Below are 22,918 nucleotides of genomic sequence, written 5' to 3'. Positions count from 1 at the left end.
CTGCTTCCGCCTTTTACAGGCAGTCAGGGGAGTTTTTTTATCTGTTTTATATGCGCTTACTCCATGGTGATCGGAGCAAGCTTGCCCTGTGTTACATCCAGAAGATCTTTAAGCGGTACCTTCAGGGTAAGGCCTACTCTTCCACCACTTACATAGATCTCATCAAAGTTTTCGGCAGACTGGTCAAACACCACCGGATAATTTTTTTTCATTCCAAGAGGGCTGCAGCCTCCGCGGATATAGCCCGTGATCTTTGTAAGATCCTTTACATGGATCATATCTACTGTTTTTTCGCCTACAGACTTTGCGGCTGCCTTACGGTCCACCTCTTTCTCGATCGGAACTACAAACACATAGTAGCCGCCGCTTTTCCCTTCCATGACCAGGGTCTTAAAGGACTGATCATGAGGGGCTCCTGCGATGTCTGCACAGTGGATCCCATCTATGAACTCTCCACAGTCATATGCGATTGCTTCATATTTTACTTTTTTTCGATTCAGCATTCTCATCGCGTTTGTTTTGGCTTCTTTTCCCATTTCTGTCACTCCTCGGATTTTTCTCAGTTGTCTTTCCACTCATCAAGCTCATCCAGATCCTCATCATTCATCAGATCCGGGTCATTCCTGTAATTTCCATATTCTTCCTGCTCATCAAAATCCGCCATATTTTCAATATCCATCCGGCGTCTTTTCTGCTGCAGTTTTTCAAAATCTTCATAGCTATCCCTGTTTTCCGACTCATCAAAACGATCATAGTCTTCATGATCCTCCGGATCTGCATAGCGGGATCTGCTTCCCGTTCCTGCATTCCTTCGTTCCCTGGTGCTGCTGCTCTGGCTGTATCTGCGGCCTCTTCTGTCATCCGAAGCATAATTTCTGTCGGAGGTTCTGTTTCTGCCGGAGGTTCCGGAAGTGCTTCTTCTTTCAGTGGAACTGCCTTTGCTGTTTCTTTCGCTTCCGGATCTTTTTCGGCTGTCTGCATAATTTCTTTCTCGTCTGTCAGAGTTGCGTCCTTCTCTGTCAGATGGTCTGCGGGAACGTCTTTCACCCCGGCTTTCCCGGTCATCGTTTGCCCGGTTTTCGTATGTATATCTGTGATCGTCCCTGTTACGGTCAGAGGTGTATTCACGACTGTTTCCTCTACGGTCCCTTCCTGCCGGCTTCCTGGTCTCCTCCGGCAGAGTTCCATCGTCGTCATCCTCTTCTTCGTCATCTTCCTCATCGTATCGGTCTTTGTTGATGGCGAACTGGATCAGCATACCAAGGATCGCAATTCCCGCTGCCATACCGACGCCATATGGAAACTGCGCCAGCCCTGCGATCTTTGCAATGGATAATCCTGCCAGAACACCACCCAGTATACTGGTTCCGACAATGATCACTCCTTTCGCATAACGCATAGCAAGTACTCCCAGTCCCACGCCGATAAGGATGCACAGGAAAAAAGAAAAAGAACTGGTCGGATGGACCAGATAGATACTCAATGTTATTCCGATACCAAATCCCAGTACAAAGATTCCTGCCCTGTAGATCAGAAACGAAACAACAGCCAGTACGATCCCCAGTCCCGCCATGGCACCTGCGATCACCATTTTATCCTGAACACCGGACATATAGGTTACACCAAAGCCGGCGCCTGCTCCGATGATAAATCCAAAGATCATCATCCAGAACCGGAGGATACGATATCCCAGGATACAGTTCAAAAGCCCGAAAACGCAGAGCACTCCATATACGATCACCATCAGCTGGCTGATCTGTTCCATACCTCCTGCTCTCTGCAGTATGTCAAATCCTCTTGACAACATATCCATATTCATAACTTACTCCTCTCTTTCCAAAACCTCCGGAAATCTTCCCGAAGATGTTTCAGAAAATAAAATATATGGTATAAAAATTATCCATCACTCCATAATGATACTCCACCTGACCAAGTCCGTGAAGTTTCATATAATACTGTGCCACATTCTGTACCACACCATCATCCAGCAGTTCCTGACAGGCTTCGGAAAAAGCCTCCTGACTGCCAAACTTGAAACGCACTACAGCCGCACCATTATCCAGTCTCATCTTACAATAATCATATATGTCCTGCCAGCTGTAATCTTCAAAGTACCCCTGGTTCAGCACATAAAAATCCAGATCCTTCGCAGTACATGCCGGAACTGTCAGTTCTTCCGATGGTGTATAGGTTTTTTCATATTCTTCCGGGAAAGGGCAGAGATAATCGTAAATGATCGTCTTATGTTCTTCCAGCTGTGCGGCATCTCCATTTAAAAAATCCGGCTGATCCCCATTGGTAGCATCTACATAATAATACTCCTGGCCTATTTTTACAATATCCCATGCATGACCCTCTGTACTTCCTTTTGTGCTTCCGTCCACATAAATACAGGGAATATCCAGCCTTTCCAGAAGATACTGGACAGCTCCTGCATATCCGGCACAGACTGCGGATTTTTTCCAGAAAACACCTGCTATGCTCTGATCATCCTCCCCGGTCTGATACTGGGTATGGTCAATAACATACGTATAAACAATGCGTACCTTCTCGTAGTCACTGGCATCCTCCGGGATCAGGGCTCTGACCTCCTGAAAGCTCTGCTCCATCGCCGTCTGTATCTCATCGATCTCGCCGTCTGTATAAGTATAGCCCGGAGTAAAAACGCAGTAATCACTGTCTGAATACGTAGTTTTGTAGATTTTTTCACGATTGTGGACCCAGAATATCTCCGGGTGGTCTTTCAATACTGCATGATAGCTTCTGTCAATACTGTCATCATCGGAGATCGTCAGATAAAACTCCTTTTCCCGGGCACGGATTCCTTTCAGCAGCTCCCGATATACTCTCTGCTCTTCTTCCGTAAGCTGTTTGAAATAATATTCCTGATGCCCTTCTTCGCTCTGGGCAACCTCCATCTGACGCAGTTCCTCTACTTCCTTTGGTTCGCCTGAAATAATGCTCTTTGCTATGGAGCGGATCTGACCCAGTGCCCCTGCCGAAGTGCTAAAGGGCTGAAGGATCACTGCAGCTGTAAGCACTGCGGCTGCCATGGGGCAGAAATTTCTTTTTTTCATAATATCATGTCCTATGTCTGAAGCAGCGATTGTAAGAAAGGGCAGCCTCCCGTGGGAGACTGCCCTTATCTTCAATCGCTGTCCCTTAGTTTTCCATTTCCAGTGTTTCTACATCATCATCAAATGTATCCACTGCATCGTCCATGGTCTCCTGATCCAGAGTCAGCGTCTCAACTTCATCTTCTTCCTCATCCTCCTGCAAAGCCTTATTCTTAAAATCTGCAAGAAGGTCACTGGAAACAGTATCACCGGATGCCAGTGCATCCTTCAGTGCATCAGATCTAACCACATCCGTGAGGAGCTTTTCTGCACTCTCCTCTGTCAGAACATCATTCTCTGTAGCTGTGGTCTTATTTTCCTCCGCTGTTGTATCCTGATAGAAGGATGGCTTTCTGATATAACGGAAGCTTGCACTGTATGCCTCACCAACCGTTACACCATTCTTGCTTGAGGAACAATGTACTGCAATCCAGTCGCCGGAATCCGTCTTTCCGCACAGGATACCAACGTGGTTGTTGCTTCCTGCTTCCGGTCCTCTCTGGAATACCAGATCTCCTGGCTGTGCATCTGCTTCGCTGACAACACCGGCCTTCTCCCATTGGTCAGAGGTTCCATCTCCAACTGCTGCCTGCATTCCCTGATCCTTATATCCATTGATCACTGCCCAGGTAACAAAGCCGCTGCAGTCCAGACCATATGCACGGAGCGTACCGGAGCTTCTGCTGCCGTCTGCTGATACCTTCTCAACGGAGCCCCAACTTGGATCTTCTCCGATCACCGTAGATTTGCCGCCCCAGAAATATCCGACCTTACCAACCAGTGAATACGCTGCGATGATAACATCTACACGATCCTCAGAAACATTGTCTCCCACGCTTTCACGGACAAAGCCTTTGGATGCGGTAACTACCGCACAGAGAAGCTTACAGTCTGTTTCCACATATTTCTTAAGGACGCTTCTGTCTTCCTTTGCAATATTGTTCTTCTTGATGTAGTAGTTGATCTTACGATTTCCGTAGGATATCTTGGTAATATCCTGCTTGTCCCTGACGATGGGGTTCATCTCCGCAAAGATCCTTGCCAGATCATCCTTGCAGGATGCATCCAATGTAAATGACGTTGCTCCTGCTTTGCTCTTTTCGTAAATATAAACAGCAAGGATATCCTGCCAGTTTCTTACCAGAAGTGTATTCTCCGTATCGGTAAGCTTGTTCTTCTCTTTATATTCTCTTTCGATCTCTTCCATTACAGAAGCAAAATCATCAGAGAAGGACAGATGATAATTGCTCTTAAGACTATCCAGATAAAAATCCTTGCCCGCATGGAGATTGGATACCATATTTGTCACATAAACAGGATCTCCGATCTGTGTTGCTGTGGCGTTATTTCCATCTGTGATCTCTGTATTCTTGTTATCTTCCGTGCTGCTATCATCTTTTTTGTTATCTTTTTTGTTATCACTGTCGTTCTTGTCGACAGCTGCAAGCTTGGCTTCTGCCTCAGTCAGGATCTTATAATTCGTAACCTTGGCCTTTTCTGTATTAGACAGTGCCTCATAAGCTGCACGTACGCTATTTATCTCCGCTTTATCTGCTGCTGTGATCGTTCTACCTGCCAGTGCTTTGATCTTCCGGATCACCGCCTGTACCTTTGCAGAGTCATCCCGGGCCGGTGTTGCCGTCGGTGCAGGTGTTGCGGTTGGCTCCGGCGTTGCCGTTGGTGCAGGTGTCGCTGTCGGTTCCGGTGTTGCCGTTGGTGCAGGTGTCGCTGTCGGCTCCGGTGTTCCCGTCGGCGCAGGTGTTGCAGTTGGCTCCGGTGTTTCCGTCGGCGCAGGTGTCGGTGTATCTGTTGGCTCCGGCGCTGTAGTTGGTTCCGGGTCAGGTGCAGCAGTTATTTCCGGTTCCGGTGCAGCTGTCGGCACCGGTTCTGCCGGAACTTCCGGTTCCGGTTCACTTACCTCACTCCCGTCTCCTGAAACACCTTCCTCAGCAACAACATTATCTGCTTCCTCGGCGGCTTTTACTCCGGTTGGAATTGCCAGTACCATAGCTGATAACATCGTGATGCAAAAAAACTTATTCAGGTACTTGTTCTTCATATTTATTAAGATGCTCCCTTCTTTCCTTGAACATCCCTTTACTTCCCCTATAATAAAGGTCTGCCTTAAACCGTTTGATAACTTAAAGTTTAATTCAATTTATTTTAGCATACGAAAATCGTGAAATCAACTGTTCTGGTAGGATATCTCCTTCAATTCATCTATTTTTCACTTTTTATTCACATTTTTGTAAGATTTTTTAGAGTTTACCATAACGTAAAAAAGCCACAGTGCTCTCACACACTGCGGCTTTTTATATACTGTCAGACAGTCACTGCCGGCTGTCCGCCCATATGAAACTGTTTTCTGACACAGAGCTGAAAAATTCCCTGTACAACCTGATAGCACACCCGAAGGATAAAACGGATGTCATCGGCAATGCACCGCGGGCTTTCCAGATAATATGCATGACGCTCACGGATATATTCCACAAGTTCCTCAAAGCTTTCAAACTGCTTCGCTTCTTCCAGCTGGCTGTCTGCTGCGCCGCTGAGGATGCATTCTCTCAGGCGGTTTTTCAGCTCAGCTTCATAAGAATTATGTGCTGCAAGATTTCCTTTGTATGTTTTGTTATGAGGAAAAGTAAAATAATCAGCCATATAATGCATGACCTCACCGAATCTTCTCCAGTATACTCTGGCATTCTCTTCCTCCGGGTTCTTCTCGACAAGCGCCCTCATCTTATTCTGGAGGTGATCGAATGTTCCGAAAAACTCATGTCTGGTGGTGAGAAACGATGGTTTCAGATCAGGCATGATATTACCCAGGCAAAACGCTTTTCTGTGCTGCTGGAGACTGTACACCTCAGACATCTGGTCAGCCAGGTATCTGCCTAACAGTATATGTGATTTTTTACGCAATTTTTTCCCTCTTCCTTCTTTCCTGATCCAGATCCTGACCGGTCAACAGTAATTTGGTTCCGCCCGGTCCTCTTCTGGAATCCATAAATCATCCGTTTACCGGAACCAACTTTACTATAGCACTGTTTTTTCAAATAATCAAATAAAGATTATGTAAATTTAATCCAGATCAAAAAGCTGCCGCTGCTTCAGATCAATAGATGCCCAGACGGTACTTGTCTTCGGTTCTCCGTAAAGATAAACCGTGCTGGAAACCTGAGCCCAGACTTTGCAGCTTTTGCGGTAATCCTGTGTACCGTCCTCCTCCGTCTTTCTCAGATATGTCTCGATCCCCGGAACTGTAAGACTGTAGGCAGTGTTCTGAACATTATGGAATTTTCCATCTGCACTGCAATATAACAGCTCATTCTCTTTCCCATAGGGGATCAGGCTTCCGATTTTTTCTGTGATATCTGTAAGCTTCCTGTTCCTGAGTTCAGACGGAAGGGTATTCTGAATGCTGTTATCCGGAAGCTGTCCGTTTTCATCTTCGATATAAAATTTCAGGACCATCTCCTGATCCTTCAGAGCATCCTGATCCAGATCTGCGCTGACCATATTATAATCCTTTACATTGATGTTCAGGTCTGCATTTGTCTCCAGCGTATTTGCCTCCCCAGTTGTCCAGGTACTCTGGTCTGTCATATAATAATGAACCGATTCCGTCCGGGCAGAAGGATCAAGAGTATTTACAAAGCTTACCTCCGGCTGTACGGCTGTGACATTGGCCGCTGCCACGATCGCATTGATAAAAAGCCTGATCTCATCATCGCCGGTCACTGCAGAATGCCCGGCTCCTGTATAGATCACATTGCCCTTACTGTACAGATAATAATTATTTCTCACATCATTAGGAGATTTATCATAAATTTGTTTTTTACAAAAAATAACACATGTAGCAAATTTTATCAAAAAACATCAGAATATACAAGCAAAAAAACTGTTCTGCAATCCTGTATTGAATTGCAGAACAGTTTTTATCAGTTCAAGCGGATATCCGCATCCCGCATTCGGTTAAATTCCATATACCTCTTTATTATATTTTTCAATCTCGTCATCAATAATTGAATCTACATGAGGGAACAGACAACCGGGACCTCCATAGGTAATACATGGAATGAAATGTCCATGTGGTGCATACTCCTCACATGCTCTTCTGACCTCCTTACGGATCTCTTCTTCTGTGGAATCCACACGATCTACGATCGAAGCATCGATTCCGCCCATAAGTGTCATTCTTCCGTTCAGCTGTTTCTGGAGCTTCGGAATATCATTCTGCGGAAGTGTTCCCTGCCAGATGTCAATCCCAAGATCAACCATATCCTCTATGATCGGTTCCATGAAGGAATCTGCGTGATGCATGATGATCACTCCATGGTCTTTCATATATTTATAGGATCTTTCATACTGTGGTTTGATAAATTCTCTCCATGTGTCCGGACTGATGAACAGGGACTGCTTGGAACCCCAGTCATCATGGGAAAGGATGATATCCGGGTGGAGATTATCAACGATCAGCTTTGTAAGCTGGAAACGGTACTCCCCAATGGCATTGCAGAGATCCATCATATCCTCCGGCTCAAGAAGGAAGTTCACCAGCATATCCTCAAATCCCATCAGGAAGTGAAGCCTCTCAAAAACACCTGTAGGCATAAATGCCATGAAAAGGCTTCCTGAATCCTTTATCTCCTGTGCCTTCTGTTTAAATGGTTCCCATAAAGCCGGATCCGAGCACTGACCGACAATATCCGGTATCACCAGCTGCTCTTTCCATTCTGTGATATCATCAATGACCTTGTTGTCCTCTGTTACATGTGGCATTGCAGCCAGCTGTTCCTGGGGCCAGAGGATCTCAGTTCCGAAAAGATCCTTCATAGGCTCCATACCACGGTGACGGTTTCCACGCACATAATTATTTGCCGGGTTCGGCGGGTAAAAGGTCGCACCCTCATACTGTCTCAGAAGTCGTTCTGGCCTGCCGTCCTTTTTTATCGTTTCAAGTAAAATCTCCGATGCTTTCAACATAATGCTTCCTCCTTTATTATCCTGTGATCTTTCAAAATACCCGATCACTTATCTTTATGATCTTGCGTCAATCTCAGCCTGATACTGAAGAACCTTTTCCTTTGTGATCTTAAATCCAAACACCAGAAGCAGAAGACCTGCCAGACAGAAAATAGCCGGAACAAGTGCAAAGGAAATCGTCATTCCCTGACGGGCCGTTCCCTCAAGAACAACTCCAGATTTCCAGCCTACCGCCACAAGACAGGCGCTGAGGATCGTTCCTCTTAAGAATACGGCAATCTTCAGCGGAAGATTCTGTAATCCCATGATCCATCCGGATGCATCTTTTCCGCTCTTCCATGTTGCATACACTACAGTGTCCGCATAAAGTGCAGGTGAAGCTGCAAAAGCCATACCATAGAAGAACTGGGCAAGTGTCATAAGAGCGATCACTGTCATTGCATTTCCATAGAAAATATATACAAGGAACAGTGATACTGCCATTCCTGCATAAGCGATGATCATAGTTGTACGGGACGATATTGCTTTTGCAATGTATCTCATGGAAAAAGCTCCGATGATGGCACCGATGGCAACGCAGAGAAGATAAGTGGTCATCAGTCCCGGATTTCCCATTGCATCCCTGAAATAGTAAATAGCAGATGCTGCTGTTACAAATTTCACACACCATTTTGCAAGGTCTGCCAGCATCAGGACCATAAGAGGCGGATTCTGAAACAGGGAAGCAAACATCTCTCTGATCGTGATCTTTGTTTTGTCATTTTTCTTTCCTGCGGTTTCCGTTTCAATCTCTTCATAGCCTTCCGTCATCTTGAAATGGGCGAAATAGGTTACGACCATCAGAATACCCAGGCAGAAAGCTGCTGCTGCAAATTTATTTTTCTCACCGACATATCCGGCAAGAAGTGTTGCAAATGGAAGACCCATATAGGAAAACAACAGACCGCCTATGTTATTCCAGGTTGCCCTGGAGGATGCAAGCGTTGCTTTGTCTTCCGGTGTTTTACCAACAACACTGATCAGGGTTGCATTGGCAACATAGCTAAAATTCCATGCCACATGAGATGCGATGGATGCGGCAATGATCACCACTGCCGAAAGCCATTCATTATCACTGACACGTATGAACATGAATGCGTACAGAAACGGCACCATCCACGGAACCATGATCAGCCAGGAACGATAACGCCCCCATTTCTTTGCTTTTGTGCCATTGATGATTCCTCCGTAAAGCCAGGACAGACATGCATCAACAATGGTAAATACGGAATTGATCACACCAGCTACACCAGCTGCAAAACCAGCCAGATCCGTCAGAAATGTCATAAAGTAAAATGTCTCGATATTACTCATAAGAACAAATCCGGCATCACCAACACCAAAGAAATATTTCAGGGCATTTGTAAGACCCTTTTTCTGTTTCGGATCTTGTTTCGGTATTTCATTTTTACTCATTTTCTTTCCCCCTTCGCTGTTTTTTGTGGGGCCGGCCATTTCCACAACTTCACGTTACCTTTGATGATTACAGTATAGTTGTTTTTTTCTTGTTCGTAAATCCGCACACTTCTTCATTCTTTCTCCAATGCTTCATACTTTTTGTACAGTTATTATTGTAAATATGCACAAATAATTCCCTCTCTGTTTTCTTTTTATTTTCCGTCTAATATGTTATAATTTCCTATAAATACAAGGCTTTTATGAATTGGAGGAAATATTTTGAACAAAAGAGAGCATTTCGTGAATAGCCCGCATACAGGCTTCCATCTTAATCTCCAGATCATTGCTGACGATTTTGCGGAGAAAAAAGAGGATGTTTCCATCCTCTGCCGTGAAGACCCCCTGACGCTGGATGGTCTTCGCATATATCAGGCAGGAGCCCTGCTGAAGCCATGCTACCTTTATCTTGTCTTCGGCAATTCTCTTTCCGAAAGCTTCCTGCGATACCAGAACATCGCATTTGTAGTGGTGGGCTCCGGTGATCTTTCCTGCTTTTCCGAAAGCTGCAGGATCCTTCACATTAAGGGAACCCTTTCTTTTTCTGAGGTCTTCAACCAAATACAGCAGACCTTTGACAGATATTCTGACTGGGACAGTAAACTCCAGCTTGCACTTGGAAGTATCGATCCGCTGAATGAGATGCTGGAAGCCAGTCTGGATATATTTCATAATCCGGTTTTTGCCCACGACACCAACTTTTATATCCTTTCTTCTCCCCGGCACGTAACCGGTATGTCCGAATGGGTCCATGACCAGCGTACAGGAAGACTCATCGCACCTTTAAGCCTGATTCAGGATTTCAAGCTTGACGCCGAATACCAGCGCACACTTATCACCCACGGCGCCAATATTTATTCCGAAGAGCTCCGCGGTTACCGTATCCTCTACATGAATCTCTGGGTCAGCGGCAATTATCAGGGCCGGCTTTGTGTGGATGAGCTCCAGACGGAGATACAGCCCGGACATTTTTCTGCTCTTGAGTATCTTGGCTCCTTTATCGAGCTGTGCATCCGTCGGCACAATCTGTTCCAAATTTCAATGGGAAATGACTCCCGGCAGTTTTTCACGGAGTATCTTTCCGGAAAGCTCACAGAACTACAGGCAGTTACCGATCAGATCCAGTATCTGAACTGGAATCGCCATGACCGGTATCTTGTACTTCGTCTGGAAACCCAGCAGCAGGATGACCGCATGCACTCTTCCATCGCCACACTGGGACACATTGAAGCCCAGATCCCGGAAGGTCTGGCTTTTACCTATCAGCAGGGAATCGTTGTGATCGTTAATCTGTCCTTTAAGCACTCTGTATCTTCCGATGTTATCAGTTCACTTGCGATCATCCTGCGCGAAGGGCTTTTTAAAATGGGAGTAAGCTCTGAATTTCGTGATTTTCTCCTGATCCCTCAGGGATATATTCAGGCTGTTTCCGCCTTGCGCCTGGGCAAAAAAAGTCAGAGCATGGCCTGGTGCTATCATTTTGATGCTTATCTTCTGGAATATATGCTTTCCCAGATCAGCCATCAGATCAGTCCCGAGCTTCTGGTCTCTTCACGGCTGGATGCACTGCAGAACTATGACCGAAAAAACAATACTGAGCTGTATCACACACTCAAGGTCTATCTGGAGCATGAACGCAATTCTCTTCAGACAGCCCGTGAGCTTTTTATACATAGAAGTTCCCTGACCTACCGTCTGGAGCGCATCCAGAAGCTCACAAAGGTTGATCTGGATAATCCGAAAGACCGGCTTCTTCTGCAGCTCTGCTTTCTTCTGCAGGAAAAGGACCAGACTGTCACCTGACAACCTGGTCCTTTTTTCTGTTTATATCTGTAAAAACTCCAATCCGAAATAATGTTCCATCCATAGCCTGATGGTTTCTTCTGAATCACTTATTTTCTTTTCAATGGATCCATCTTCCTTCTGGATCGTAAGAACATCCCCGGTCAGCGCAACACTTCCTTCCGGTCTGCAGATGCTCACCACTCTTTTTCTGGTAATTAATACATCTGGAGATTTTGCACAATAGAAATTCAGCAGTTCAAAATCTGCTTCTACTGTAGGAGTCTGTGAAAATCTGAGTATTGGCAGATATTTTTCTTCTTTCTTTCGTTCAACAAGAATCTCTTCGTTTGTATTTCCCGGTTTCATGTTAACACGGTACCATCCGTTTTTTTCTCTGTGGATACCATCCTTCATAAGAACCGGCTTCTTGGGTCCGGGACCTCCGTATCCTACATCACAGTAATAGCTTTCTTCCTCAAAAATAACAAGGGTTGCCCGGTGCAGGACCGGCGGAAGCTCTTCCCGGTTCCACAATATCCTTACCGCCACAGGGATCACACGGAAATCCAAAGCTTTCAGAAGCTCATAAAACAATTTATTCAGCTCAAAGCAATATCCACCTCGTTTTCTGACAATGATCTTCTCATAAATATCTTCCCGCTTCAGAGAAGGAATCCTTCCCTCGTCAAAAACTTCCAGATTTTCAAAGGGAATACTGCAAAGATGAAGGTCCATTATCTTTTCCAGACATTTTTTATCTGTTCTTAATTCACCCTCATATCCGATCCTGTTCAGATATGCCTCCCGTTCTCTGTCATTCATTTTTTCACTCCTGTTCTATTCAAGAAGATAACAGCTGGTATAGGCGATCGTACAGGGACCATAATAGTATTTCAGACCATTTGCCTGGCATACCTGTGTTACCAGCATTCCATAGGCTTCCATCGAAGAAAATGCCTGTTCGGGGAAACGGCATGGAGCATCCGGATATGTACACGTTTTACATTTTGTACAGCACCCGGCCCCTATGGGGAGCATACCCGGCCATCTTTCTCTGAGCACTTTTTCAAATTCATAAAAATTCTGTTTATGAACCGCTTCGGTCTCCATCATCGTCTCTCCGTCCAGAGGATCCTCCAGTTTCCCCACTGTCTGGACAATAATGCCTTCCCTGTACTTTTCTATCTTTTTTCTGCATACTTCAAGATCTCCGCATCCGGGAGGACAGCTCCAGCGTTTTGCATACATATGGCAGGTATTATTTTTGCACATTTCCCTTACCTCCGGCATAAGCTGGATCGAATCGCTCTTCAGAAGTGCTACATAAGAAAATCCTGCCTTTTTTCCCATCTCTTCCAGTTCTTTTATATTAAGCATATCCATTCTCCTCGCATTACGGAAAGCATAAGCCATCCACAAAACAGTCCTGGAACTCCGGCGAAGCTGCCAGCTCCACAAAATCCATATTTTTGACAGTTCGATCCATTTCTTTTCTTTCCTCTTCATTCAGGAGTGCGATCCTGGCACCTTCGCCTGCCGCATTTCCCACCGGCTGTATCCTGGGCAGCAGCTCAGCCGGGAACATCCCGATCGCCGCCGCACTTTCCGGATTCATGTAATTGCCGAATGCACCGGCAAGATAGACCCGTTTAATATCCTTTTCTGTGATCTCCAGTCTTTTCATAAGAAGAAAAATTCCTGCTGCGATAGCCGCTTTTGCCAGCTGCACCTCTCCGATATCCTTCTGTGTCAGATAAACGCCCCTGTCATTTCCCGACTTTTCCGGAGGTACCAGCACAAACACTCCCGCCTTTTCCTGGCCGCTTTCCAGATGACCACTTTCATCAATAAAGCCAGCCAGGTACAGCTGTGCCACAAGATCGATCAGACCTGAACCGCATAAGCCTGCCGGAGCCTTATTTCCTATAGTCGTGTATTCCCATTTTCCATCTTTGTATACTACATGATCTACTGCTCCTGCTCCTCCGCGCATCCCGCACTCGATCTTTGCACCTTCAAATGCCGGACCGGCAGCTGTTGAACAGCAGGCTAATCTCGTTTTATTTCCAAGGACCATCTCCCCGTTCGTTCCAATATCGATCATAAGGCTGATCTCGTTCTGCTGATCCTGTCTGAGCGCCAAAATGCAGCCACAGGTATCTGCCCCTACATACCCGGCTATATCAGGCAGCATAAGCAGCTGCCCCTTTCTGTGGATATGGAGCCCATATTGCTCTGCATTCAGTGTAAGCCCCTGACTGATTGCCGGATTATACGGTGCATGGACCAGCGATGCCGGAGAAATCCCAAGAAAAAGATGATGCATGCAGGTATTTCCTACCACAGATACCTGACAGATATCTAATGTGCTTCTTCCTGCTTCCTCTGCCAGTTCCTGGAGCATTTCATCAACCGCATTCCGTATGCAGCCGGTCAGCTGCTCTACGCCATGCTCCAGAGCATGATCCGCCCGCATGATCACATCTGCGCCATACTGAGTCTGTGGGTTCATTCTGCTCTTGAGAGCCAGCTGCTTCCCGGTCAATGCATCCATAAGATAGCCGACCACCGTCGTTGTACCTATATCAAAAGCCGCAAAACAGATTTTTTTCTCTTCTCTGCTGATATCCAGGATCTCATTTCCTGCACAGAGCACATACCATTCTTCTGCTTTTTTTCTGCAGCCGTAAAGCTTCGATGCAATTTCAGTATCAGGCAGAACAGGTTTTTCCACATCCAGCTGTTCTGTCAGCCGCTCCCATTCAGAGCGGTTGTCTCCTGTCTCCGGTTTCTTAAGAATCACTTTTTTCTGTTTCAGATCAGGCCTGAACGCAACCGGTCTCTGCATTCCTTCTGTAAGGATCTCCTCTTCCTGGCATCCGGACAATGTATCTACTTCAAGGTCACTGTGGATTTCCGTCTGACATGCAAGCACCATGTGATCTTCTATTTTAACACGACATTTCCCGCACTTTCCCCGGCCTCCGCAGGGTGCATCAGGAACCAGCTTTGCTTTTCTTTCCGCCTCAAGGATCCTGGTACCCGGTTCCACCAGGATCTCCTTTTCCTCCCTGATAAATTTTATTCGGTACATTTTCATCCCTCCGATGGTCACTGTAAAGCAAAAGCCGCTCTGCCGTCTATGCCATGCACAGACAATACAGAGCGGCCCGTTTTATTTTCCCTTATGCTGCCAAAGCTTTTGCAAGAACTGCTGCGCTTGCTGCATCTTCTGAATATCCATCTGCACCGATCTCATCTGCAAATTCCTTCGTGATCGGTGCTCCTCCAACCATGATCTTAACATTGCTTCTGAAATCTTCCGCATTAAGTGCTGCAACTGTATCCTTCAGAGCCGGCATTGTAGTTGTGAGCAGCGCTGAAAGTGCAATTACCTTAACATCCGGATTTTCTTTGTAACATTCAATAACCTTCGATGCAGGTACATCAACACCGAGATCAATAACTTCAAAGCCGGCACTTTCGATCATCATTGCAACAAGATTCTTTCCGATATCATGAAGATCTCCTGCTACAGTAGCGATGATAAGTTTTCCCATACTTCCTGTAGCGCCGGATGCAAGATGCGGTTTCAGAACCTCAACACCCTTTTTCATTGCACGGGCTGCTACCAGCATTTCCGGAACAAAGATTTCTCCGTTCTTAAATCTTTCACCTACAACAGCCATTGCATCGATCATGCTGTTAAGAATCTCTGTTGCCTCACAGCCTTCATCAAGAGCTGACTGTACAGCTGCACCTACAAGTTTTGCTTTTCCTTTTTCTACCAATTCTGCTACTTCTGTGATTTTTGACATAATCAAACACCTCCGCTTTTTATTTTTTATCCGCATTCCGCATATGCGTTTTATTTATTTTTTTACAGGTCCGATCAGACCTTCTCTGTATGCTCCGATGTATTCCATACAGTAATCATCCAGGCCAAGCAATGCCTCTGTTGCATATACAAGTCCAAGCATATCTCTGTTTGTAGGATCCATGATCGCACTGTCAAGGCCGGCATTCATTGCAAGTACCAAAAATCCGAAATTGATAAGCTTACGTACCGGCAAATTGAATGAAATGTTGCTGATTGCCGCTGTAATGTGGATCATCGGATACTGTTTACGGACATTTGAAATTACTTCCACGTTCATCGCAATACCATCTTCAGATGTACAGAGCATCTCAACCAATGGATCAATATGGATACGATCCGGTGAAATTCCGTACTCTTTCGCTTTTGCCATGATCTTGTCAAATACCTTCAGCCTATCTTCCGCACTTTTGGGGATACCTGTATCATCGCTTAAAAGTGCGATAACCTGCCACCCTTTGTTTTCAGGCTGTGCCATGAGAGGAAAAATCTTATCGATCTTATCCCCTTCACCGGATACAGAGTTAAATATACCCGGTTTTCTGCAGAATTTGTAAGCTTCTGTAAGAACATCTGCGCTGGGACTGTCTACGGAAATCGGAAGATCTGTCACTTCCTGAATACAGTCGATCATCCATTTCAAGGTTTCTACTTCTTCTGCTTCCGGAACAGATGCGCAACAATCGATATAGCTTGCTCCTGAGTTTGCCTGAGCAAGTGCCCGCTGCTTGATGAATTCTGCATCTCTGTTTGCGATCGCCTCCGCCACAGAGGGGATGGATCCATTGATTTTTTCACCTATGATTATCATATTATTTATCCTCCCGTTAACATATTCTGGCCTGCATCAAGAATTGTTACTGTTCATTCCGTTCTCAGTAACACGCTTCGCAGAATATTACCAATGAACAGTAACCAGGAATTCTTATTTCAGTTCCATGTCTTTCATATAATGATTGTATCAAAATAAATGCAAAAAACCAGCCGCATTTCATACCATAAACATTGCATTTATTCCTACATTTTGTAGGAATGTTTTTTAGGAAAGACCTTCGTAAGTAGCAATCTAAAATAAGCCCATAAATCATAGCTTTGTCTACGATTTATGAGCTTATGCTAATACTTATTTCATATTCCTTAAATTTCCCTGAAATCCGGTGTCCCGTACAGGTCATACGGAGTACTCTGGTATACGTAATAATTCAACCAGTTCGTATACAGGTTGTTGGCATGGGCCCTCCAGGTGAGGAGTGGTTTGTTGTTTGGATCGTCATCTTTGTAATAGTTCTTCGGGATTTCAATAGGCAGACCCTTGGCAAGGTCTCTTTTATATTCGCCATCCAAAGTCACGCGGTCGTATTCCGGATGTCCCATAACAAAGATTTTACGTCCTCCCTCTGCCATTGCAAGGAACAGACCAGCCTCTTCGCTTTCCGCCAGGACCGTAAGGTCTTTGCATGCATGGATATCTGCAATAGGAACTTCTGTGTGTCTGGAATGCGGCGCAAGAAATACATCATCAAAGCCCCGGACCAGCGGGATCTTACGGTTCAGTACCCTGTGCTGGAAAAGTCCGAACATTTTCTTATCCAGAGGTTTTTTCTCCAGGCCATAAAAATGATAAAGACTGGCCTGCGCTGCCCAACAGAGAAAGATCGTGGAAGTCACATGCTTCTCAGTCCAATCCATAATCTCAGTCAGCTCATTCCAGTAATCCACTTCCTCAAAAGGCATCTGCTCCACCGGTGCTCCTGTGATGATCATTCCATCAAATTTACGTTTCTTTATATCGGTGAATGTTTCATAAAACTTGTTCAGATGGCTGAGAGATGTATTCTTGGCTTCATGGCTCTCCACAGCCATAAATGTCACATCCACCTGCAGCGGTGTATTGGAAAGAGAACGCAGAAGCTGCAGCTCTGTTTCTTCTTTCAGCGGCATCAGATTCAGGATCAGAATATGGATCGGACGGATATCCTGGTGCATGGCACGTTTTTCGTCCATTACAAATATATTTTCTCTCTCCAGGATCTCCTTTACCGGAAGATCCCCCTGTGTTTTGATCGGCATTGTTTGCCCTCCTTATATATGAAGCGTCTCTTATAAAGGAGCCGCTCGGCTTTTTTCTTCAGATAAAAAGTATCTCCAGTCTGTACGGCCTTTACTGCACTCCGGCAAGTTTCCGAAAATCTTCTTCTGAAAGGATCGGAATCCCCAGTTCTCTTGCCTTTTTGTTTTTGGATGAATTGGACTGGATGTCGTTATTGATCAGATAATTGGTCTTTTTGGTAACTGAACCGGTAACCTTGCCTCCCAGGGATTCGATCAGCTCTTTGGCCTCACTTCGATTTCCAAAGTGCACCAGACTTCCTGTGATCACAAAATTCATTCCTTCAAAGATCTGTTCCTGTTTGGGACTGTCCTCCTGAATATGAAGAAAGCTCATCAGATGATCCAGGCGGCGATCATTATCCTCATCCCTAAAATAAGCTACCAGATTTCCGGCAATGACCGGCCCGATGGTATCAATATCACTGACCTCTTCCAGACTGGCATGACGTATCCTGTCCAGATCATTGTCAAAATGGCGGCAGATCACTTTTGCATTAGCCAGACCGATATTTGCGATCCCAAGACTGTAGATCACTCTTGGAAGTGTAGTCTCTTTCGCCCGTTCCAGACTTTCCATAAGATTATCATAGGATTTCTGCCCAAAGCCTTCCATTTCCACGATCTCATCTTTATACCGGCTGATCTCAAAAATATCGCCAAAGTCATGGATAAATCCCCTGGCAATAAATTTCTCCAGTGTTGCCTCGGAAAGTCCGTCGATATTCATGGCATCCCTGCTTGTAAAAAGGCCAAAGGATTTGATCTTCTTGGCCGGGCACCCCGGATTGACGCAGAAAAGACATTCCACATCGTTTTCTTTCTTCACTACCGTTTCCTGTCCGCAGGCCGGGCAGGTATGCGGGATCGATGCATTACCGCTTCCGGTCAGATTTTCCGCGATCTGAGGAATGATCATATTTGCTTTGTATACACGAATGGTATCTCCGATCCCCAGTTTCAGTTCCTTCATGATACTGATGTTATGCACACTGGCTCTGCTCACTGTGGTGCCTTCCAGTTCCACCGGCTCAAAAATTGCTACCGGATTGATCAGTCCGGTCCTGGACGGGCTCCACTCAATCTCCAGAAGTCTCGTATCACGCATCTCATCGGCCCATTTAAATGCCATGGCGTTCCTTGGAAACTTGGCCGTAGTTCCCAGAGATTCTCCGTAAGCAATATCATCATACAATGCCACAAGCCCATCTGACGGAAAATCATTGGTCGTAACTGCTTCCGCAAAGTAATCCATCGCTTCATCCAGAGTTTCCGCTGTGACTTTTCGATATTCCACAACCTCGAAGCCCTGTTCATTCAGCCACCGAAACTGCACCTCCCTGGAATTCCGGAAATCCACGCCTTCCGCACTCACTAAAGAAAAAGCATAAAACCGTACGTTTCTCTTCGCTGTAATTTCGTTATTCAGCTGGCGGACAGAACCACTGCAGAGATTTCTGGGATTTTTGTATTTGGCATCTGCATCTCCGATAGTTTCGTTGATCTTTTCAAAATCCGAATAAGTAATGATGGCTTCTCCGCGAAGTACCAGTCTCCCTTTAAAAGAAATTTTCAGAGGTATGTTCTTAAATACTCTGGCATTATTGGTAATAACCTCTCCCACAATACCATTTCCTCTGGTAACTGCCTTTATAAGCTCTCCGTTTTCATAGGTAAGCACGATCGTTAAGCCATCCAGCTTCCAGGATAAAAGTGTAGAATGTTCCCCGATAAACTCTCTCAAAGCTTCTCTCTCTTTGGTCTTATCCAGAGACAGCATCGGTCTCTCATGTTCTTCCTTGGGGAGCTGCTCCACTGCCTCATATCCTACATTAACGGTTGGACTGTCTGCCAGAACGATCCCTGTTTCTTTCTCCAGTGCGCTCAGAGTGTCGTACAGGGCGTCGTACTCCACGTTGGACATGATCTCCCTGTCTTCCTGATAATAGGCCCTGGACGCTTCCCGGAGCTTTTCTCCCAGCTCTTTCATTTTTTTTATGGATGATTCGTTCATGGCTTCCTCCCGTCCTTTTTTCTGATTTTTCGGAGGAAAGCATCTCCTCCAGTTTTTTTCGTTCTTCCGGTCGGATCTCACGATATTTCCCCTCTTCCAGGCCATCAATATACAGATTCATGATCCGAACACGTTTCAGTGTTACGACTTTATATCCGAAATATTCACACATACGACGGATCTGGCGGTTCAGACCCTGGGTAAGAATGATACGAAAACTGTTTTTCCCTGTTTTTGTAACCTTGCAGGGACGTGTGACCGTATCAAGGATCGGCACTCCGCCGCCCATACCACGGATAAATTCTTCTGTCACCGGTTTATTCACGGTCACCTGATATTCCTTTTCATGGTAGTTCCCCGCCTTCATGATACGGTTCACCAGATCTCCTTCATTGGTAAGGAGAAGCAGTCCTTCGGAATCTTTATCCAGCCGTCCTATGGGATAGATCCGCACCGGATAATCCAGATATTCTGTTACTGTCATCTCATTCCGCTGTTGTCTGGTGCTGCAGACAATCCCTTTTGGTTTATGAAAAAGAAGCAGGATCTTTTTTTCCTGTTTTTTTACAGGCTTTCCGTCAATACAGATCTCCGCATCCGGAAGGATCTTCATTCCTGTGGAAACCAGTTCTCCATTAGCAGTAACTCTCCCCGCTTCTGTCAGTCGGTCTGCCTCTCTTCTTGAGCAGACTCCTATATCGCTTAAATATTTATTGATTCTGATTTTTTCGTCCATTGTTCTATTATATATTTTTTCCCACGTGTTCGCAACCGGTTATTTTTCTTGTATTTTCTTTCTCATTATTGTATGATAAACAGAAATATACTTAAATATCAGGAGGAAAAACATGTCAGAGCATACTCCACGTATGAACCGGCTGCTGATCTTTGTCGCTGTTTTCCTGTGTCTGATCTGCGGTATTCTCTTTACCCAGTCATCGGCCGGTCCTTTTGAAAGCAGCAGTACTTCCGTAGTTTCCATAAATACCAGCGATATTTCGACCATTGAACCAAGTTCAGATCGCGATCACCATACAGATGCATCGATATCTTCCGGCACTCCCTCACCTTCCGCCACACCGTCTCCTGTTCCCACAGAGATTCCCGAAACAGAAAATGTTTCGCCGGAGGCAGAAAACGGAGTCTGGACACCGGATGGCACCAACTGGAAATTTATGGTTGACGGAACCGCCTATACCGGATGGCTTACCGACACAGATGGTCATCGATATTATTTCAATAAGGACGGAATCATGCAGACCGGCTGGATCACCCTAGGCAAAAAACGTTATTATCTGGACGAAGACGGAATCATGCAGACCGGAACCATCACCGTAAATGGAAAAAAATACACATTGGCAGCAGACGGTTCACTCAAAAAATGATCTTTCGTTATATCAGAGCAACAAAAATGCAGGTTCTTCCGGAACCTGCATTTTATTAACCCTTATTATTCTAACAGACCACTATAGACATAACCGGTCTGTCCATCATAATCAACCTGTATCCAGTCGCCTTCCTGCCCTTTCTTTTCAACTTCCGTTCCTGCAGAAAAACCACCGATAACCTCACCCTCTGAATCTGCGGAAGCACGAACATTACAATCCTCTGTAACTGTAAGCATTGTTCCTGCATCTGCGGAAGCACTGGCATCTTCACCAAGGCCCTGAAGGAATTCTGCCAGAGAGGGATCACTCTCCTGCGCAGCTTCATAGTCCGTCTTTACCTTTGTGATAAGCTCCTGCACATCCTTCTCAGATTCCAGTTTTTTCACATAGGCACTGATATCTGCATCGTCATCAGCACCACCTTTGATCTTCAGATTGCCGTCACTGCCCGTCTCCACATAAAACTGGCTCAGTGCCGGAACCGGAGTCTCAATTCCAGTACAGATATAATTAAAGACTACATAAACGACATACGAATCGTCCGTCAGTCCCTTCTTAGCGTAAACATTCTGTACCTCATACCCATCAATATAATCCCTTGAATTAATCTGCGACTCGTCAGCCGGCGTAAATCCGTCCTCAATCGTCTTAAGTGTTGCAATGTCTTTTTCCCCAAAAGCTTTATAATAGCTCTGAATCAGCTCGGTTACTTCCGTGCTGGCTTTTTCCATGGTTGTCTCCGCATCCGTATCTGCCGCGGAACTGGCGTCTTTCTTCTCGTCTGTCTCCCCATCATTTGCCGGAGAAGAAGGATCATTTTCCTGGTTACTTTGGGCTGTTGTCTGATCTTTATTGGAATTCCCCTTCTTACCTCCAACACAGGCGCGGACGCCAAAGATCAGAACAAGCACGATCACCAGAATGGCTCCGCCTAACATAAAATAGCGAAGGTTATCTGATAACCATTCTCTGAAATCATCCAAGTTCTTGTCCTCCTTATCATAACAACACGCCGGAACAATTCCCACTGTTCCGGGTAACACACCTGAAGGGAATCGAACCCCCGCACATGGTACCGGAAACCACTGCTCTATCCACTGAGCTACAGGTGCATAATGAAAAACATAACTTCTAAATTCAGGTATGAAATTATCAAAGTAGGTTTACACTGTTTATGATTTTAACACAAATCCATGAAATTGTAAAGATTTTTTTAAACAGTACATATTCATCACACATTTTATGGTTGCTGTTCACTCCGTTCTCCGTATCATTTTACGCACTTTAGTCATTTTTCCAGGCCAGAAGGGCGAACACATTCACCCTTCAAACCTGTATACCACATATTTTTCTGTCTGTGCAATAGGGGTACATCCTGCCTGACGGATATAGTCATGATTTGTAAGATCTACCGGAAGAACGAGATAATCGGTTTCCGTTCTTTTCAATACCTGCCGGAACTTATCGATTCCTACATCCATCTGATAACTAATCACATCCATGATCACTTTCTGGATCTGGTAGGCCTTGCTGTTTTCGTAGTTTCCTACCACAGTACTTCCTGCACGATACAGGATAAAATTACGATCCAGAACAAGGATCAGTGACGGATCATACTGTCTAGCCACCAGATTCAGCTCATTGTCAAAAACAACCTTGGGTTGTTCTTTATCGCAGTCCTGATGAATCACATCGCATACTGAGCGCAGCTCATTCGGGACTTTATAGATGTTTTCCGCCATCACATAATCTTTTGCAATGCCGGGAACAGGTGTCCCCGTAGTGACGATCACTGCCGCAAGGATCAGCGCTGTTACAGCCTTCAGCCATCGAAACCTTACCGCTTCTACGATCCGTACAGCATAATAGGCAGCACCCGGGATCACCGGAAGGATCCAGATAAAACGATAATATTCATTTTCAAAATGTACCTTTGGTATCACATATTTTACAAGAACCGGATTATATACCGTAAGTGCCAGAAAGACCAGATAATACAGAAACACTCTGGATTCTTTTCTCCTGCGGTAAAAAATATCCCAGAGTACACCTGCCAGAAAAAATACAGGCAGCAGACAGCCGCTCCAGTAATTTTCCATACAAATCTGCACAAAACGCAATCCCAGTTCTTCGATCGTTACTCCCGCCATTT

At 45.3% G+C, this 22,918-nt stretch carries 19 protein-coding genes, 1 tRNA gene and 1 pseudogene; 2 read left to right on the top strand and 19 right to left on the bottom strand.

Features of this window, described 5'->3' with window-relative positions; all coding sequences use genetic code 11:
• Window positions 1–56 precede the first annotated feature (56 nt).
• From ybaK to ABCM67_RS03345, 8 genes are all read right to left on the bottom strand, one after another.
• Window positions 57–536, bottom strand: a complete 480-nt coding sequence (ybaK, locus tag ABCM67_RS03380; protein WP_342992497.1) for a Cys-tRNA(Pro) deacylase — start codon at window positions 534–536, stop codon at window positions 57–59.
• Window positions 537–559: 23 nt separating this feature from the next.
• Window positions 560–1,819 (bottom strand): DUF4203 domain-containing protein, encoded by a 1,260-nt coding sequence (locus ABCM67_RS03375; RefSeq protein ID WP_059085598.1) that lies wholly within the window; start codon window positions 1,817–1,819, stop codon window positions 560–562.
• Between the two features lie 49 nt (window positions 1,820–1,868).
• Window positions 1,869–3,077, bottom strand: coding sequence for a transglutaminase domain-containing protein (locus tag ABCM67_RS03370; protein ID WP_243269304.1), 1,209 nt, complete (start codon window positions 3,075–3,077; stop codon window positions 1,869–1,871).
• A gap of 85 nt (window positions 3,078–3,162) precedes the next feature.
• A complete protein-coding gene (locus tag ABCM67_RS03365) occupies window positions 3,163–5,175 on the bottom strand; it encodes an NlpC/P60 family protein (protein WP_342992496.1) in 2,013 nt (670 codons plus the stop codon).
• Window positions 5,176–5,438: 263 nt separating this feature from the next.
• On the bottom strand, window positions 5,439–6,035 hold the full coding sequence (locus ABCM67_RS03360) for a zinc dependent phospholipase C family protein (RefSeq protein WP_022426477.1): 597 nt from the start codon (window positions 6,033–6,035) through the stop codon (window positions 5,439–5,441).
• Window positions 6,036–6,194: 159 nt separating this feature from the next.
• Window positions 6,195–6,920, bottom strand: a complete 726-nt coding sequence (locus ABCM67_RS03355) for a hypothetical protein (RefSeq protein ID WP_147603040.1) — start codon at window positions 6,918–6,920, stop codon at window positions 6,195–6,197.
• A 168-nt stretch (window positions 6,921–7,088) separates the two neighbouring features.
• On the bottom strand, window positions 7,089–8,099 hold the full coding sequence (locus ABCM67_RS03350; protein ID WP_138277409.1) for a uroporphyrinogen decarboxylase family protein: 1,011 nt from the start codon (window positions 8,097–8,099) through the stop codon (window positions 7,089–7,091).
• A 54-nt stretch (window positions 8,100–8,153) separates the two neighbouring features.
• Window positions 8,154–9,554, bottom strand: a complete 1,401-nt coding sequence (locus ABCM67_RS03345; RefSeq protein WP_110102181.1) for an MFS transporter — start codon at window positions 9,552–9,554, stop codon at window positions 8,154–8,156.
• Window positions 9,555–9,815: 261 nt separating this feature from the next.
• Between ABCM67_RS03345 and ABCM67_RS03340 the strand changes: the two genes are divergently transcribed.
• Window positions 9,816–11,396, top strand: coding sequence for a helix-turn-helix domain-containing protein (locus tag ABCM67_RS03340; protein WP_022426480.1), 1,581 nt, complete (start codon window positions 9,816–9,818; stop codon window positions 11,394–11,396).
• A gap of 21 nt (window positions 11,397–11,417) precedes the next feature.
• Here the strand turns inward: ABCM67_RS03340 and ABCM67_RS03335 are convergent, their stop codons facing one another.
• The 8 genes and pseudogenes from ABCM67_RS03335 to ABCM67_RS03300 form a co-directional block, all read right to left on the bottom strand.
• A complete protein-coding gene (locus tag ABCM67_RS03335; protein WP_022426481.1) occupies window positions 11,418–12,200 on the bottom strand; it encodes an arylamine N-acetyltransferase in 783 nt (260 codons plus the stop codon).
• Window positions 12,201–12,215: 15 nt separating this feature from the next.
• Window positions 12,216–12,755, bottom strand: coding sequence for a DUF2284 domain-containing protein (locus ABCM67_RS03330; protein ID WP_022426482.1), 540 nt, complete (start codon window positions 12,753–12,755; stop codon window positions 12,216–12,218).
• A 16-nt stretch (window positions 12,756–12,771) separates the two neighbouring features.
• Window positions 12,772–14,472 (bottom strand): ASKHA domain-containing protein, encoded by a 1,701-nt coding sequence (locus tag ABCM67_RS03325; protein ID WP_022426483.1) that lies wholly within the window; start codon window positions 14,470–14,472, stop codon window positions 12,772–12,774.
• Window positions 14,473–14,563: 91 nt separating this feature from the next.
• Window positions 14,564–15,196 carry a corrinoid protein gene (locus ABCM67_RS03320; RefSeq protein ID WP_015524728.1) on the bottom strand — a complete coding sequence of 211 codons (633 nt, stop codon included), beginning with the start codon at window positions 15,194–15,196 and terminating at the stop codon, window positions 14,564–14,566.
• Window positions 15,197–15,250: 54 nt separating this feature from the next.
• On the bottom strand, window positions 15,251–16,066 hold the full coding sequence (locus tag ABCM67_RS03315; protein WP_022426484.1) for a methyltetrahydrofolate cobalamin methyltransferase: 816 nt from the start codon (window positions 16,064–16,066) through the stop codon (window positions 15,251–15,253).
• Between the two features lie 326 nt (window positions 16,067–16,392).
• Entirely contained in the window at window positions 16,393–17,325 is a 933-nt protein-coding gene (metA, locus tag ABCM67_RS03310; protein ID WP_015524726.1) for a homoserine O-succinyltransferase, read from the bottom strand.
• Between the two features lie 91 nt (window positions 17,326–17,416).
• The gene (gene ligA, locus ABCM67_RS03305; protein ID WP_092068980.1) at window positions 17,417–19,378 is read right to left on the bottom strand and encodes an NAD-dependent DNA ligase LigA; all 1,962 of its coding nucleotides are present in this window, start codon (window positions 19,376–19,378) and stop codon (window positions 17,417–17,419) included.
• 85 nt (window positions 19,379–19,463) lie between these two features.
• A pseudogene (locus ABCM67_RS03300) lies at window positions 19,464–20,114 on the bottom strand (pseudouridine synthase); the annotation flags it as partial.
• A gap of 112 nt (window positions 20,115–20,226) precedes the next feature.
• On the opposite strand from ABCM67_RS03300, the gene ABCM67_RS03295 reads away from it, so the two are divergent.
• Window positions 20,227–20,763 (top strand): cell wall-binding protein, encoded by a 537-nt coding sequence (locus tag ABCM67_RS03295; protein WP_147603042.1) that lies wholly within the window; start codon window positions 20,227–20,229, stop codon window positions 20,761–20,763.
• A 65-nt stretch (window positions 20,764–20,828) separates the two neighbouring features.
• Here the strand turns inward: ABCM67_RS03295 and ABCM67_RS03290 are convergent, their stop codons facing one another.
• The 3 genes from ABCM67_RS03290 to ABCM67_RS03280 form a co-directional block, all read right to left on the bottom strand.
• A complete protein-coding gene (locus ABCM67_RS03290; protein WP_022426066.1) occupies window positions 20,829–21,749 on the bottom strand; it encodes an SH3 domain-containing protein in 921 nt (306 codons plus the stop codon).
• Between the two features lie 57 nt (window positions 21,750–21,806).
• Window positions 21,807–21,878: transfer RNA gene (locus ABCM67_RS03285), tRNA-Arg, on the bottom strand.
• A gap of 207 nt (window positions 21,879–22,085) precedes the next feature.
• Window positions 22,086–22,916, bottom strand: a complete 831-nt coding sequence (locus tag ABCM67_RS03280) for a hypothetical protein (RefSeq protein WP_147603043.1) — start codon at window positions 22,914–22,916, stop codon at window positions 22,086–22,088.
• Between the last annotated feature and the right edge of the window lie 2 nt (window positions 22,917–22,918).

Source organism: Blautia sp. 2227st1_G12_2227SCRN_220401 (assembly GCF_039062885.1).
GTDB lineage: Bacteria > Bacillota > Clostridia > Lachnospirales > Lachnospiraceae > Blautia_A > Blautia_A fusiformis.
Note: the sequence above shows the minus strand (reverse complement) of the source record. Positions and strands in the feature narration are given on the sequence as shown.